The 14668-nt window shown below is 59.5% G+C and carries 14 protein-coding genes; 13 read left to right on the plus strand and 1 reads right to left on the minus strand.

Translation table 11 applies throughout. From position 1 onward, the window contains the following. Positions 1 to 457: 457 nt before the first annotated feature. Complete coding sequence (locus KZ772_RS00140; RefSeq protein WP_290539501.1) at positions 458 to 1495, minus strand: DUF3080 family protein; 1038 nt, start codon at positions 1493 to 1495, stop codon at positions 458 to 460. Between the two features lie 131 nt (positions 1496 to 1626). Between KZ772_RS00140 and KZ772_RS00145 the strand changes: the two genes are divergently transcribed. The 13 genes from KZ772_RS00145 (at position 1627) to KZ772_RS00205 (ending at position 14621) form a co-directional block, all read left to right on the plus strand. Next, positions 1627 to 4521, plus strand: a complete 2895-nt coding sequence (locus KZ772_RS00145; RefSeq protein ID WP_290537905.1) for an MG2 domain-containing protein — start codon at positions 1627 to 1629, stop codon at positions 4519 to 4521. Positions 4522 to 4540: 19 nt separating this feature from the next. Further along, a complete protein-coding gene (locus KZ772_RS00150) occupies positions 4541 to 6022 on the plus strand; it encodes an alpha-2-macroglobulin family protein (protein ID WP_290537906.1) in 1482 nt (493 codons plus the stop codon). Between the two features lie 51 nt (positions 6023 to 6073). Further along, entirely contained in the window at positions 6074 to 6367 is a 294-nt protein-coding gene (locus KZ772_RS00155) for a hypothetical protein (RefSeq protein WP_290537907.1), read from the plus strand. Between the two features lie 101 nt (positions 6368 to 6468). Then, positions 6469 to 6645: a hypothetical protein gene (locus KZ772_RS00160; RefSeq protein ID WP_290537908.1), complete on the plus strand. Its 177-nt coding sequence runs from the start codon at positions 6469 to 6471 to the stop codon at positions 6643 to 6645. Continuing rightward, positions 6620 to 7576, plus strand: a complete 957-nt coding sequence (locus KZ772_RS00165; protein WP_290537909.1) for a hypothetical protein — start codon at positions 6620 to 6622, stop codon at positions 7574 to 7576. The genes KZ772_RS00160 and KZ772_RS00165 overlap by 26 nt, the downstream gene beginning before the upstream one ends. Before the next feature lie 592 nt (positions 7577 to 8168). Further along, positions 8169 to 8432, plus strand: coding sequence for a hypothetical protein (locus KZ772_RS00170; protein WP_290537910.1), 264 nt, complete (start codon positions 8169 to 8171; stop codon positions 8430 to 8432). Positions 8433 to 9397: 965 nt separating this feature from the next. Further along, entirely contained in the window at positions 9398 to 9838 is a 441-nt protein-coding gene (locus KZ772_RS00175; RefSeq protein ID WP_290537911.1) for a hypothetical protein, read from the plus strand. Beyond that, entirely contained in the window at positions 9838 to 10260 is a 423-nt protein-coding gene (locus tag KZ772_RS00180; protein WP_290537912.1) for a hypothetical protein, read from the plus strand. Before KZ772_RS00175 ends, KZ772_RS00180 begins: the two co-directional genes overlap by 1 nt. 142 nt (positions 10261 to 10402) lie before the next feature. Continuing rightward, positions 10403 to 10600, plus strand: a complete 198-nt coding sequence (locus tag KZ772_RS00185; protein ID WP_290537913.1) for a hypothetical protein — start codon at positions 10403 to 10405, stop codon at positions 10598 to 10600. A gap of 138 nt (positions 10601 to 10738) precedes the next feature. Further along, on the plus strand, positions 10739 to 10930 hold the full coding sequence (locus tag KZ772_RS00190; RefSeq protein WP_290537914.1) for a hypothetical protein: 192 nt from the start codon (positions 10739 to 10741) through the stop codon (positions 10928 to 10930). 860 nt (positions 10931 to 11790) lie between these two features. Further along, positions 11791 to 12690, plus strand: coding sequence for a DUF3492 domain-containing protein (locus KZ772_RS00195; RefSeq protein WP_290537915.1), 900 nt, complete (start codon positions 11791 to 11793; stop codon positions 12688 to 12690). Between the two features lie 901 nt (positions 12691 to 13591). Then, entirely contained in the window at positions 13592 to 14068 is a 477-nt protein-coding gene (pelG, locus tag KZ772_RS00200) for an exopolysaccharide Pel transporter PelG (protein ID WP_290537916.1), read from the plus strand. 271 nt (positions 14069 to 14339) lie between these two features. Next, complete coding sequence (locus KZ772_RS00205; protein WP_290537917.1) at positions 14340 to 14621, plus strand: hypothetical protein; 282 nt, start codon at positions 14340 to 14342, stop codon at positions 14619 to 14621. Positions 14622 to 14668 lie beyond the last annotated feature (47 nt).

The following is a 14668-nucleotide window of genomic DNA, read 5'->3' on the forward strand; positions in this document are numbered from 1 at the left end:
GTCTGGAAAGTTCCCGGGATTTCGTCATTGCTACGAAGCCGCTGTAGGAGCCCATGCTTGCATGGCGAACCGTGCGAAGCACGGCATCGTCCGCAGGACGATCAAAGCTAGAAGCTAGAAGCTAGAAGCTAGAAGCTAGAAGCTAGAAGCTAGAAGCTAGAAGCTAGAAGCTAGAAGCTAGAAGCTAGAAGCTAGAAGCTAGAAGCTAGAAGCTAGAAGCTAGAAGCTAGAAGCTAGAAGCTAGAAGCTAGAAGCTAAAAAAAACGGCGCCATAAGGCGCCGTGAATAGTTTGGCTCGGGAGAGCTATCACGGAGTAGAAACTCCGGAGTCGATGGATGGGACCTCATCGACGCCTGGCATTATGTGGACAGTTGTTCGCCGAAACATTCGCTTTGTAGACTTTCTGTTTAGCCCGCCAGGTCAATTTTTGCACGAAAGTGCATATAAGCTCTCGAGTCAGGGCTTCCCGGGCATCAGTCCGCAGGCTCCCAAGTGTTCCTGCCACAGGGTTACATGGCGCTCCAGTGCCCGGTTCATGCGGCTTTGCACACCGTCCGGGCCGAAGTAATGCTGCTCCCAGCGGGTAAAGGGGGCGGGGGCCGAATCCAGCAGACCGTTCATCTGTTCGAGGCTGTCAGCCAGTGACTGGCGCTGGCGACGGCCTTCTGCCAGCGCTTTTTGCACCTTGGGCCCCCATACCTTGTCCAGCACATTGCGCAGGCGCTTGGCCCGGGTGCTGGCCTGGTTGCGGGGGCACAGGCGCTGTGCATCAATGCCTTCCAGCAGCCGGTTGCCCCGTTCCAGTTCCCGCAATGAAAGTGCCATGCGCCGCAGCAGGTACCCGCCGGCCTGATTGCGGGCCAGGGTTTCCAGCAGCGGTTCCAGATTCAGCGGCGTCACCGCGCCGCTTTGCTTGTGCTCGACCAGGGTGTGACTCAGTCGCTGCAGACTCTGCAAGGCAGTGCTGGTGTCGCCAACACTGGCGGAAGGTGACTGGCTGAAAAAGCGCCGTACTTCCTCGCTGGCGGTGAGCACATTCCAGTACAGAGCCGGCAGCGCCGCTTCCTTTTCAGCTACTACTTGCGACATCACTTTTACCAGCTCCGGATCGTCCAGGGTGTTTTCCTCCAGGCAGGTGCGCGCCTGTTGAATAAACGCCAGCTCATGACTGAGCCGTAAGGAATCCGCTTGCAGCTTGCCCAGGGCGCTGTTGCGCTGGCTAATCAGTTCCATCAGGCCGCAGTGGCGCAATTCCAGATAATCGAGCAGATCCACCCGGTGTTCCGGTAGCGGCAACCGTAATTCCCGTGCGCCGGGGTAGACCAGCAGGGGAAGCGGGGCGCGGGCTGGAAGATCCTGCCGGGTCAGCCGGGCAATCCGGCTCAGGTAGTCCTCCCAAAGCGCCTCATCCGGGTCCTGCGGGACCAGCCACCAGACGGCAAGCAGTGAAGCGATGGCCAGGGCTGCCAGCCCCCAGCCGGTTTTTTTCTGCATCACGACAGGACTCCGCTCAATCCGATGTTTCGCTTTTGCCAAACCGTTGACATTGCGGTGGATCTGCCCATGCATTGCAGGACGGTTGTGCTATGTTTGGCTTGATCATCAATTTGCATTGGAAGCGTATTATGTCAACGAGGGGATTGCCGTCTTTTCGGTTATTGATGCTGTGCCTGGCATTGTCACTGGGCGCCTGTGATACCGGAGAGAAGGGGGACAGTGACTCACCACCCAAACAGGATAAAGCCGACACGCAAACCACGCAGCCCGCGCAGGCGCAGCTGGATGACCGCTGGCAGGCTCACCTGGCGTCTTTCCCCTCCGGGGTGATCAGTGCCCGGGCGCCGTTGGTGGTGCGCTTCAACCATCCGGTGGTTGCCGCAGACAAACTGGATCAGCCGGTTTCCGGTGTCGCCCAGCTGGTGCCGGACGTGCCGGCGGAGATTCGCTTTACCGCCGAAGACCGCCTGGAAATTCGCCCCTCGGAACCGCTGCCCGCCGGTGAAAATTTGACTCTGATGCTCCATGCCCAGGGCCTGAATGGCGTGGATGAAAAACTCCCCACCGCGGAATTCCCGTTGCAGGTTATGCGCCAGCAACTGAGCCTGACGGTGCAGTCGCTGCTGCCGGCCGATGATGGGGAAGAAATGGTGCTCACCGGCAGCCTGGAAACCCGGGATCTGGCTGAGGCCAAGGCGGTGGAGAAAAGCCTGCGCGCCAGCCAGGACAATCAGACCCTGCCGGTAAGTTGGGAGCACGACAAGGCCGGCCTGCGCCATGGTTTCACCGTATCCGGTATCCGTCGGGGTGACCGGGCCAGCCAGGTGACCCTGGGCTGGGATGGCAGCCCCCTGGGCGTGGAAAACCAGGGCGAACGCCATTACAACGTCCCGGCCGTGGCCGCTTTTGAAGTCACCAATGTGCGGGCAGTGAACTACCCCAAGCCCCATGTTGAGGTGAATTTTTCCGAGGCCCTGCAGGGCTCCCAGAACCTCAACGGCCTGGTCACCCTGAACGGCAAGGCGCCGCGTCTGGAAGTGGACGGCAGTCGCCTGCGGGTCTACCCCCAGGATGACAAGGAAGAGAATGTGGCGCTGGTGATTGACGCCGGCCTGCGCTCCGCCAGCCATGGCCGGCTGTCGGAGACACTGGAAAAAACCATCACCCTGATGATGACCAAGCCCGGCGTGCGCTTTGCCGGCAAGGGCACCATCCTGCCGGATGGCAAGCAGCTCAGCGTGCCCTTTGAGGCTGTCGGTATTCGCTCAGTGAAGGTGCAGGCCTTCCGGGTGTTTGACGACAATATCGGCCGTTATCTGCAGGGCAGTGAGCTGGACGAAGGGGACATGGACACCCGCACCGGTCGCTACCTTTGGCAGAAAACCCTGCAGCTTCCCGCCAACGGCGACGGCTGGCAGCGCTACCATCTGGACCTGACCGAGCTGATGGCCAAACATCCCAATGGCCTGGTGCATCTCACCCTGACCATTGATGGCGACGACATCACCTATACCTGTCCGGACAATGCCCTGACCCGTGAGACAACCCTGCCGGACAACTACGAAGGCCCGGGGCAGGAACAGGAACAACCGGACCGGCTGGCAGATTACTATCGCGATGCCGGCTATCTGAGCTGGTACGAGCAGGACAACCCCTGCTCCGACAGCTACTACCGCTATAACGACCTGGCCAGCAGCACCCGCGCCTTTCTGGCGTCCAACCTGGGTTTGATCGCCAAACGCGGCCAGGACGATACCCTGCACGTGGTGGCCACCACCCTGGACAACAATCAGCCCGCCGCCGAGGTGGTGGTGAAGGCCTACAACTACCAGCAGCAACAGGTGGGTATGGGGCTCACCGATGAAGAGGGCATGGCCAGCCTTAAGCTGGATGGCACGCCTTTCTATCTGCAGGCAGTGAAAGACCGCGACACCGGTTTCCTCAAAGTGGCCCGTAACCGGGCCCTGCCCACCAACCAGTTCAACACCGGCGGGCAGACCGTGCGCGACGGCCTGAAAGGTTTCTTCTACGGGGAGCGGGATGTGTGGCGTCCCGGTGACGACATCCATCTGACCTTTATTCTCGAAGACAAGAACGAGGTGCTGCCCGATGATCACCCGCTTACCCTGGACTGGTTCGACCCCCGTGGTAACAAGGTGAAAAGCTACACTCTGGATCAGCCAGTGGGGGACTTCTATGCCTTTACCCTGAGCACCGCTGAAGACGCCCACACCGGCAACTGGCGAGCCGTGGCCCGACTGGGGCAGCGCTATTTCGATACCCCAGTGCGGGTGGAAGCCATCAAACCCAACCGGCTGAAGATCGACCTGGAACTGCCTGAGCAGCTTCCCGCTAACGAAGCGATGCAGGTGGGCCTGTTTACCCAATGGCTCAACGGTGCCACCGCCGCGAACCTGAAAGCGGATGTGAAAGTGCGGGTGGCAGCCACCACCACCCGCTTTGACGGCCTCAATGCCTACCATTTTGACGACAGCAGCCGCGCTCTCAGCAGCGAGCCGTTCACTGCCTTCGAGGCCCATGTGGACGGGCAGGGCAAGGCCAGCTTCCCGCTTACCATTCCGGTGGAGCAGACTCCGGGCATGCTGCGCGCCACCCTCACCACCCGGGTGTTCGAGAACAGCGCTGATTACAGCACCCAGATCCGCAGTGTGCCGGTCTACCCCTTCAAACACTGGGCCGGCATGCAGGTGCCGCAAGGCAGTGGTTGGGGCGGTGCCTTGTCCCGTGATGGCAAGCACCCCATCGACCTGATCAGCGTGAACAGCAAGGGCAAACCGGTGGACGGCCGGCCGCTGGATATCACCGTCTACGAAATTGACTGGCGCTGGTGGTGGGACCGCTCCGGCGACGACCTGAGCAATTTCATCAGCGACCCCAATACCAAGGTGGTTACCCAGGCGCAACTGACCACGGATGCACAAGGCCGGGGGCAATGGACGCTGGATGGCAACAACTATGGCTGGGGTCGTCACCTGATTCGCGTCTGCGACCGGCAAGAGTGATCACTGCACCTCCCAGACCGTGTACCTGGGCTGGAGCAGCGACCAGGCCAGTGGCAGTCAGGATGCGGCTACCCGTTTGTCCCTCTCCGCGGACAAGGAAGGTTACCAGGTGGGAGAGACCGCCCGGGTAGAACTGCCTGCGGTCAGCGAAGGCCGCCTGCTGGTGAGCCTGGAAAATGGTTCCCGGGTGCTGGATCACTACTGGCTGCCGGCCAGTGGCCAGGCTCAGACTTTGGAGATTCCGGTGACTGCCGAGATGGCGCCCAACGTGTATGTGCATGTGGCTTTGCTGCAACCGCACCAGCGCGACAACGACCGGCCCATCCGTCTGTACGGTATCGTGCCGTTACTGGTGGAAGACCCGGCCACCCGATTGCAGCCGCAGATAAGCGCGCCGCAAAAAGTGAAACCGGAAGAAAGCTTCACCGTGGAGGTCAGCGAAAAGCAGGGCAAGCCCATGACCTATACCCTGGCGCTGGTGGACGAGGGCCTGCTTGGCCTCACCAACTACCGCACCCCGGACCCCCACGGCGCCTTCTATCGTCGCGAAGCTCTGGGTGTGCTCACCTGGGATCTGTTCGACATGGTGGTCGGTGCCTACGGCGCCGAGCTGGACCGGCTGTTGGCCCTGGGCGGCTCCGATGGCGCCGATGATGGCCGCGAAAAACAGCGGCGGCGTTTCCCGCCGGTGGTGAAATTCCTCGGCCCCTTCACCCTGGATGCAGGTGATAGCGGCACTCACGAGATCAGCCTGCCGCCCTATATGGGGCAGGTCAGGGCCATGGTGGTGGCCGGTGACAATGGCGCCTACGGCAAGGCGGATCAGGACATCACCGTGACCCAGCCACTGGCAGTGCTCAGTACCTTGCCGAGGGTCATGGGCCCGGGAGAAACCGTGGATTTGCCGGTAACGGTGTTCGTCACTGACGACGCGGTGAAGCAGGTCACGCTGTCCGTGCAGGCAGATGATGACCTGTTCAGCGTGGAAACCGGTGAGGCGGCGATGACCTTTACCGGACCGTCGGACCAGATCGCCATGCTGCGCCTGCGCGCCAACGACCGGGTAGGCACCGGCTCGGTCACGGTGACGGCCACAGGGGGCAAGCATCGCGCCAGCGAAACCGTGCACCTGCCGGTACGGGCAGCCAATCCGCCCACCACCCGCGATACCTTCAAGGTGCTGGAGAAAGGGGAAACCTGGGCGCTGGATTATCAGCCCCATGGCATGACCGGTACCAACAGCGCGACATTGGCAGTGAGTGCCTTGCCGGCCATGGGGCTGGAGCGACGGTTGAATTATCTGCTGCGCTATCCCCACGGCTGTGTTGAGCAAACCACGTCGTCGGTGCTGCCGCAGTTGTACTTGAAACAGCTGGTGCAACTGGATGCGCAGCAGCAACAGGAGATCCAAACGAACATTACCGCCGGCATTGAACGGCTCAAGCGCTTCCAGCTGGCCAACGGCGGCTTTGGCTACTGGCCCGGAGGTTACCGAATTTAGGCGACACAGCCAGGAGTAGAACTGCCTGCGGTCAGCGAAGGCCACCTGTTGGTGAGCCTGGAAAACGGACTGGTGCTGGATCACTACTGGCTGCCGGCCAGTGGCCAGGCTCAGACTTTGGAGATTCCGGTGACTGCCGAGATGGCGCCCAACGTGTATGTGCATGTGGCTTTGCTGCAACCGCACCAGCGCGACAACGACCGGCCCATCCGTCTGTACGGTATCGTGCCGTTACTGGTGGAAGACCCGGCCACCCGATTGCAGCCGCAGATAAGCGCGCCGCAAAAAGTGAAACCGGAAGAAAGCTTCACCGTGGAGGTCAGCGAAAAGCAGGGCAAGCCATGACCTACCTACCCTGGCGCTGGTGGACGAGGGCCTGCTTGGCCTCACCAACTACCGCACCCCGGACCCCACGGCGCCTTCTATCGTCGCGAAGCTCTGGGGCTGTGCTCACCTGGGATCTGTTCGACATGTTGGTCGGTGCCTACGGCGCCGAGCTGGACGTCGGCTGTTGGCCCTGGGCGGCTCCGATGGCGCCGATGATGGCCGCGAAAAACAGCGGCGGCGTTTCCCCGCCGGTGGAGAAGAACGAAATTCTTGGCCGCTACCCTGGATGCGGGTGATAGCGGCACTCACGAGATCAACCTGCCGCCCTATATGGGGCACGAGTCAGGGCCATGGTGGTGGCCGGTGACAGAAGCGATCAAGCCCAACCGGCTGAAGATTGAGCTGGAACTACCCGAGCAGCTTCCTGCCAATGAAGCGGCGCAGGTGGGCCTGTTTGCCCAGTGGCTCAATGGCGCCACCGCCGCCAACCTGAAAGCGGATGTGAAAGTGCGGGTGGCGGCGACCACGACCCGCTTTGATGGCCTCAATGCCTATCATTTCGATGACAGCACCCGCGCCCTCAGTAGCGAGCCCTTTACCGCCTTCGAAGCCAATGTAGACGGGCAGGGCAAGGCCCGCTTCCCGCTCACCATCCCGGTGGAACAGACCCCGGGTATGCTGCGCGCTACCCTGACCACCCGGGTGTTCGAAAACAGCGGTGATTACAGCACCCAGGTTCGCAGTGTGCCGGTCTATCCTTTCAAACACTGGGTCGGCATGCAGGTGCCGCAGGGCAATGGTTGGGGCGGTGCGTTGTCCCGTGATGGCAAGCACCCGATCGACCTGATCAGCGTGAACAGCCAGGGCAAGCCGGTGAACGGCCGGCCGCTGGATATCACTATCTACCAAATTGACTGGCGCTGGTGGTGGGACCACTCCGGCGACGACCTGAGCAATTTCATCAGCGACCCCAATACCAAGGTGGTTACCCAGGTACAGCTGACCACGGATGCACAAGGCCGGGGCCAATGGGCGCTGGATGGCAACAACTATGACTGGGGTCGCCACCTGATTCGCGTCTGCGATCGACAAAGTGATCACTGCACCTCACAGACCGTGTATCTGGGCTGGAGCAGCGACCAGGCCAGTGGCAGTCAGGATGCGGCCACCCGTTTGTCCCTCTCTGCGGACAAGGATACGATCGCGACAGAGTCGTGTTGGCGCTGATGGGTGGGCTGGCAGCGCAATGGGGATCTGAGCTTTTGCCATGGGTGCCCTCATCAGATGCAGGATGCCGGTCGCTGGCAGGCCATCTATGTTGATTTTACTGCGCAGCTTAGTGACGCCCAGCGCCAGCAACGCAACAGGATTAACTTTTGCGTTTTGTAATCTGCTGTTACACCAGGCGAGATGGAAAATCACCGCGCAGTGGTACGGCGGGCGCTGGAACTGGCCCCCGGCGATCAGGAAACACGCATCGCCTGGTTATGGCTGCTGATGCGCCAGTGGTGATGATGCTCCAGCTGGCCGGGCCTTGCGCGCAAGGAGCCGATATCCGCCTGGACGGCTACTGGGAAGTGCTGGCCGCCGCCCGCCATGGCGCTGGGTCAGCTGCCGAGCAGGCGGTTCGCTACGAGGCCGTCTGCTGCAAACGGCTCGGGGCTGGGCGAGCAATGGCAGTAGCGCTGCCCAGGCGCTGATTGCGGCCGGGCGTGGTGGGCTTTAGCCATTGCTGCTGCGGTTGCATCAACGATTGCCGTTCCGCGGTCGCGACGACAAGCTGACCAGTATCCTGCTGATATGCGTCTGGCGCTCAGCCTTGATTTTGAGGTGGGAAGTAGTTCGCTACCCAGCTGGCTCCCGCTTAGTTCGTCGGCAACAGGGTGACGACGAAGCCCGTGCAAATCGGCTGGCCGACCGGGCGCTGGAAGCGCAGCGAGCGGGGCGCTGGCCCGATGCTGCGTGCCTGCGCAAGCAGCAGGCTGCGCGGCGCCCTGCATGCCGGGTCGGCACCAGCTATGTGCCATGCTCAGCCGACCGGGATGCCGTGGCGCAGATTCGTGAGCGTTATGCCGGTCAGTGACGTTGTCCGAGCAACCTGGGAAGCCAGGTGGAACTGGGCAGGAACGGCGCGCCCACCGCGACATGGCCAGCCATGCCAGTCGGCTCTCAAGACTGAATGGCGCCAGCAATCGCAGCGAAAGATCCTGTTGCCAGCGCCCGCTCCAGCGTGATGCGGGCGCATGGCGCCGTCTGGGTGCCTTGCAAATGACTTCGACTGGGCATTTACCGGGTCGCCATCCATTCGTGCGACTGTGCCATGTCGCGCGCTACCGGCAGCGGCAGTTTGGCAATGATCGTGCCAGCTTGATGTGGATGGCCGAACAATGGCCGGCCTGGAGTGGCAATGCCAGCGTACTATCGTCTGCGTTTTTCGCTAAAGGCCAGCGCCAACTGTTGGATAACAGCGAAACACCGCGGATCTGGGAAGTGGGGGCGCTGGCGCATAAGCCGGTCGCAGCTGGCGTTACCAGTGGCGCATGCCGGCGGATGAAACCTCCTTTGCTGCACTGTTCAGAACGGTTCGCGTACCGGCAGCCAGTTCGGCTCAATTGGTCGCCCAATCTACCTGGCGAACAGGTGTCAAAGTTGGGCGGATTACCAGTATCGTGATCTGAATAGTCAAAATCTGGGAAGGCAGCATTATCAATCTGCAGCCACTGGCGTCCCTGGTTGTCCCGTTTTCACCAGACCTGGCTGCGTCATACCACGCGCCGATTTTGCGAAGAAATGCCGGGGACAGCATGGCTGAAGTGCGCGCCGCTGCCAAAGCGGCTGAACCACTACACGCTGCCGAAGTACAGCGAATCCGAACGTCCCTGTTTGGGCGCGGGCAACTGAATACAGTGGTAACGATGAAGACAGCCACCGGGCCGAACCGTACACATTATGGATTTACCAATAGGAGCAGCAGAGATGAAACAGGTTGTTGCTTTGTTGCTGGCGCTGATGCTGGCCAGTTGCAACCCATGTACGCAGTAGTCAGGAGTGTCACTGGATGCGGAAGGTACCTGGCTGGTGTTGCCGCTGGTCAACCGTACCGGCACCCCCCAAGCCGGATTGCGGGCAGCGGCCATCGTGGAATCCGTGCTTTACCGGCAGGGAGTGACCGCGGTGGAAAGTTATCCGGAAACCGGCAATGACGGCCTGTTGTTCGAAGCGTCTTCCTCCGCCAACCGGGAAAAGATGGATCGTTGGGTGCAGTCGCAATCGGCCCGGTATGTGGTCAGCGGCGTAGTGCATGAATGGCGTTACAAGACCGGCGTGGATGGCGAGCCGGCGGTGGGCGTGATGCTGGAAATCCGCGAACTGCCTTCCGGTAACATCGTCTACAGCGGCACCGGTGCTCGTGCCGGGTGGGCAAGAACGTCGCTCAGCCAGACCGGGCAGAAAGTCATCGACAAGCTGCTGGCTCCGGTCATTCGCTGATGCGAAAGTGGCTGGCTAACACCGTCATCCCCGCCCTGGTGGCACCGCCGGCAAGACCCTTGTGGGTGGTGCTGGAGGCGGTACTGCTGACTGTGGCGGCAGTTGCAATGGGGCTGTGGTTACGTTCCGAGGACCCCCTGGCGTTGGGTGCCAACTTCCGCTGGGGCCTGTTCGTGCCTATTCTGGTGTCCCTGCGTTACGGTAGTCTTGCCGGTGTATTTGGCATGTTGTGCCTGCTGGCCAGCTGGTTTGTGCTTCGCAATATGGACTTTTATGCGGACTGGGATTTCCCCGAAGGCACCATGCTGGGTGGGTTTATTCTCAGCCTGGTCTGCGGTGAATTCGCTGACCTGTGGCGGGTGCGCCTCCAGCGGGCGGAAAGCGCCGCCAGTTATGCCCTGGAACGTTTGCAGAGAACCTGACCCAACGCCATGTGCTGTTACGCCTTTCCATGACCGCCTGGAAGAGAATCTGCTGGTCAGCCCTACACCGTGCGCGATGCATTGTTCCGTCTGCGCGATTCGACCCTGGATGAAAGCGACAGCGCGTGTCTGCCGGCGGCGGATGATCCTGATCAAGTTGCTGGCGGAGTATTGTCAATTACAGCGCGCTGCCCTGTATCCAGTTCTGGATGGCAAGGTCAACGACCAGGCCGCCGCCCTGTTGGGGAGAACAAGCCTCTGGATCAGCACGATGCCCTGCTCAACCACGCCTGGACATCGGCATGCTCACCTGTTCAGCCAGAACAAAAGCTCAGGATGATGCCTATGTGGGCGCTATCTGAGGTGGCCGCACCGGTGACCAGCTGGTTGCCGAAATGATCGGTGTGTGAGCGTGCCCCCAGGCGCGCGGTTGCAATCGCGATTATGAAAACCAGTTCGCTGCTCGTGCTGAACTTCTATGCGGATGCGCTTTACGGAAGAGGTGGACAGCCTGCTGGATACCGTGAACCTGCCGACCCGCTTTGCCAGTGAAATGACGGCGCTTTCCCGGTTGCGCGGTGGCTGGTTATTACGCCCTGACCTGTTCTTGTACGACGGCGGCGAACAAGCTGCACAGATTCTGGAAGCTAACACGAGGCAGCCTGCGTAGTCTGGATCTGGCTGGTGGGTCCATGACAACGTGCTGATGATTGATGCCGATGACTGGTGATTCAGTCTGGAAGGTTTTGTGCACGCACGGAAAAATGTGGAGATGCCTTCTTCATCCGCCGAGCGGGGTGAAATACTACACCATCCGGTTACTGGGTAGGCATGTGACCCTGGCGATCAGCTCCGCAGTTGCTGGAGGTGGCCGGTGTCTAGCTGGAAGCTGCTTATCTATGCGATCAGTGCCGAGCTGGGCTCACTGCTGCTGTTGCTCAGTCAGAACAGCTCGCTGTCTATTTTACTCTTTACCTAATTTCTTGTAAGCGGCGTCGGCCTTGTTGTCCCGCTGTGGCGTGGAGCTTTCTTCCGACCCGATTTTGGGCCAAAGTCTTTCGCTGGCACTGATTTTTCCTTTGCCTTTTTATCGGCGATCGGGCTGCTGACTATCATTACCGGTGGCATTGCCTTGGGTGTGATGTTGCCTTTATGCCGCTGCGCTTTCCCAGGTGGCAAAGCCCTATTTTACCACCAGTCATAATCAACATAGCGCCGGTTTCCGGCAGATTGATCTGAAGGTTTGCTTTGCCAGTGAGACCGCGCTAACGCCGCGCGGTTGGGGGTAACGTACTCAGGATATGCGGTCGTATTACCGGGCGACTGTTGCGCGATTCGCTGGGGATTCCTATATGAGGATCTGCGGCTGCTTGCCTACATTCTCGACCAGAGAGAAGAAGCGCCACCCGTGATGTGATCGAGCGCTGCAGTTACTGGGCAGGCTGGGGAATCAGCGCCGCTATCGGCTTGCCCGACGTCTGGCGGGTTGTACTGGGAGCTAGTTATCAGGACCTGGTGCGTGGCGACATCATGACCTTGACCTCGAGCGGTGAGCAGTTTCTACGCCGATATGGGGCTGATGAATCTCCCGAAGATGCCGGGCATAGTTTTGTTGCGCGATATCAAGATAGAGTCAAGAAAAACCTGGGTGCAGTCAGGGTCCCTGGTCTTTGCCCGCCGGCTGGGATTATCACGGCCGGGCGAACCTGTGGCGAAGAGATTTCTTTACGCGTCGACAATTGCCCATGGTGGATTACCACTGATGGAACAAATTCCCGAGGGCAGCCAGTTTACTGCCTGAATAAATCCGTGGAGTACTCGGAGAACTATGGCGCTTTGCCCAGAGCGGATAAGGCGGACATCTGCCTGCTGCTGGAAGGGGACGTTTCCTATGTCGGCGGCGGGGTGTCGAGCTGGGTAAACTCAGATTATCAGTATGGTTTTCCCAGGCCACGCTTTGCCCTGCTGTTTGTCGGTAGCGCTGGCGGAGGAGCGGGAAATAGGGGAAATTACCCTGCCGGGACAACGTGGTGCCGTCTGGAAGTCACCTTTATCTGCATGACTTCCAGCGTGGGGGCACGAAGAAGCCTAAAGGGAGTGACGTGGAGGCATACCATCGGCTGCGCCGTTTTTCATAGGCTGATGCGTTCGGAGCGACATTCCCACAGACGGGAAGAATTGCTCGGCAAGACGCTCGATGGCCTGGGCGAGGGCTGTTATTCGAAGAGTCCGCTTTTGCACAGCAGGGCAAGCTGGGTTTTCATCTCGTGCCTATCGCCGATGACCGTGATCTTTCGCTTTGTGGATACTGGACCGTGCGCATCATGCATGCCCTTGGCGGTGCTGCATGATATTGCCAGCAACCTGATCCCGGCGCGTATGTATCACGCACTATCCACCGGTTATGCCGGTTTTTCTGGGGCCATCTGAAACGTCGCACCGGCAAGCCGTTGCTGCTTTCGAACATAACATCTATACCAAGGAACACAAGATCGATCTGTTCAGAGTGAATGGATCGGTAATGTGCAGCCTGGTGGAAAACAATGCCGGAAATAGCGTACTTCCGCGAAGTGGGTGAACTACCGAGCTGGGCCGTGAGTGTTACCAGTCATCGAACGCATCGTGGCCCTGTACAGACAGCAACCGGCAACGGCAGGTGGAAGACGCGCCCCGCCAGCGTACGCTTAATATTCCCAACATCGACCTGCGCGTATGGAAAAAGTCCGTTGCCGCCAGAGCACCGAAATCCCCCAGACACCTGCCTGATCGGCTGGGTGTTTTCCATCAAAAAAGGCAGTGAACACCTTCTGCGTGCCATGCGTACCTGATGACAGATTCCGGACGCGAAGGCTGGATTGCCGGTCCGGAGGATGAGGAACAAGGAATATGCCGCCGGAGTGCTCGCTGGTAAGCCAGCCTGAACGGAAAAAAAACGTGGAGTTTCTTGGGTTTCAGAAAATCGACGAGTTGCTGCCGAAAGTGGGTCAATGGTGTGCTCAGCTCCATCAACGAAGCGCCTCTACGTTGTTTGCTGGAGAAGGCTTTGCCGCGGGTGTGCCGGCGGTGTCCACGGATGTGAGGCTCACCGTCGAAATTGATCGAAGAGCTGGATGAAGAAGATCGGGCGTTCGGCAAAAGGCAGTTCGGTGGTTGGCATTGCTGACCGGAAGCGTTGGGTAGGCAGGTGGCGGTCGCTCCCTGGTGATTCGCAGGCCTGGCGACGCGCAGCAAGCCGGTATCCGCCGGGTGAAACACTGTACGCAGCAACGATGTTCGGTTTCTACCGTACAGGCTTTTTATCAGGGCCTGCTGGAAGAGAGGGGATGCTCTGATGGCGAATTATCGGTTTGAGCTGCGAAAACTGCTGCGCAAGGATACCTTGCCGGGCCTGATCCGTGCCTATGCCTATGCTGGCGTAATCAGCTCCGGGCCCTGCTGGGGTGTTTTATCGTTATCAGCATCTGATCATTGGTATTTTCCGCTTCAAGGCCGAGGTGATTTTGCCGGATATTTGCATATCCCAAATTTCAGTCTGGTATTCATCAGGTGCCATCAGCCTGTTTTGACCAGCACTGTGTTGGCGTTCACCCGCTTTTGTGCGGATCGTGCCTTTGGCTTGACCCGCGAGGATCTGATTCTGCTGAACTATAATTTGGTGTGCCCCTGTTGGTCTGGTGATTTCCGGCGTGCTGTCGCTGTTGGTGGCTCTTCCTGTTCGGAACAGGCATTCTGTTCCGGTACTGATGGCGACCAGCTTCGTGGTGTTGTGCAATATCTGGATGCTTTACCGTGTTTCTGTCCGGCATGAAGCAATGCAGGCCATCTGCCTTTATACCCTGGAGTTTGGGATTACCGTGGGTGGAGCCTTGTTGCACTTTTTCTCGACCTGGGGCTGCTGCTAGGGTTTCTGTGCAGGGCGGTGACATTGCTGGCCCGGCATGCTGGTAGTGATCGTTGCGGATTATCGTGGCGCAGCATGTGGTGTCGCTTCGAGATGTTCGGTCCTCGTTCATCTAATACCCCAGCCTGATGCCATCACGGGCTGTTCTATAACGCCAAAGATATGAGCGGACAAGGCCATGTTCTGGTTCTACAGCGGCACCGGCAACGATGTGATCGGTCCGTTGCGTGCCTCACTGGTCCTGTGGCTGTCCCCAGGTGTTCCTGTCCTACCTGCTGATTCCCGGCATGGCGCTGCTCTGGTGCATGGAAACCATTCAATTGCAGGTATTACCTTAATTTCTGATGATTATGAAGGGCTCTTTATTGTCTATATCAGACATGCAACCAGATGGTGTTTAAAAATGATCGTCAGGGGATCTTCAGATCCTCAAAAAGATCCAGGCCATCTCAACTGGTGATATGAAGTGGCCAGCGCCAATTTTCGCGGCCTGGGATCACCGTCCTC

The sequence above is a fragment of the Alcanivorax sp. genome (assembly GCF_019431375.1).
GTDB lineage: Bacteria > Pseudomonadota > Gammaproteobacteria > Pseudomonadales > Alcanivoracaceae > Alcanivorax > Alcanivorax jadensis_A.

What these genes read in the sequence shown, in the direction of transcription:
- KZ772_RS00190 (WP_290537914.1), top strand. Translation starts at nt 10,739, where the DNA reads ATGCGGATGCGCTTTACGGAAGAGGTGGACAGCCTGCTGGATACCGTG.
- KZ772_RS00195 (WP_290537915.1), top strand. Translation starts at nt 11,791, where the DNA reads ATGACCTTGACCTCGAGCGGTGAGCAGTTTCTACGCCGATATGGGGCT.
- KZ772_RS00140 (WP_290539501.1), bottom strand. Translation starts at nt 1,495, where the DNA reads ATGCAGAAAAAAACCGGCTGGGGGCTGGCAGCCCTGGCCATCGCTTCA.
- KZ772_RS00205 (WP_290537917.1), top strand. Translation starts at nt 14,340, where the DNA reads ATGTTCTGGTTCTACAGCGGCACCGGCAACGATGTGATCGGTCCGTTG.
- KZ772_RS00185 (WP_290537913.1), top strand. Translation starts at nt 10,403, where the DNA reads ATGATCCTGATCAAGTTGCTGGCGGAGTATTGTCAATTACAGCGCGCT.
- KZ772_RS00145 (WP_290537905.1), top strand. Translation starts at nt 1,627, where the DNA reads ATGTCAACGAGGGGATTGCCGTCTTTTCGGTTATTGATGCTGTGCCTG.
- KZ772_RS00180 (WP_290537912.1), top strand. Translation starts at nt 9,838, where the DNA reads ATGCGAAAGTGGCTGGCTAACACCGTCATCCCCGCCCTGGTGGCACCG.
- pelG (WP_290537916.1), top strand. Translation starts at nt 13,592, where the DNA reads ATGGCGAATTATCGGTTTGAGCTGCGAAAACTGCTGCGCAAGGATACC.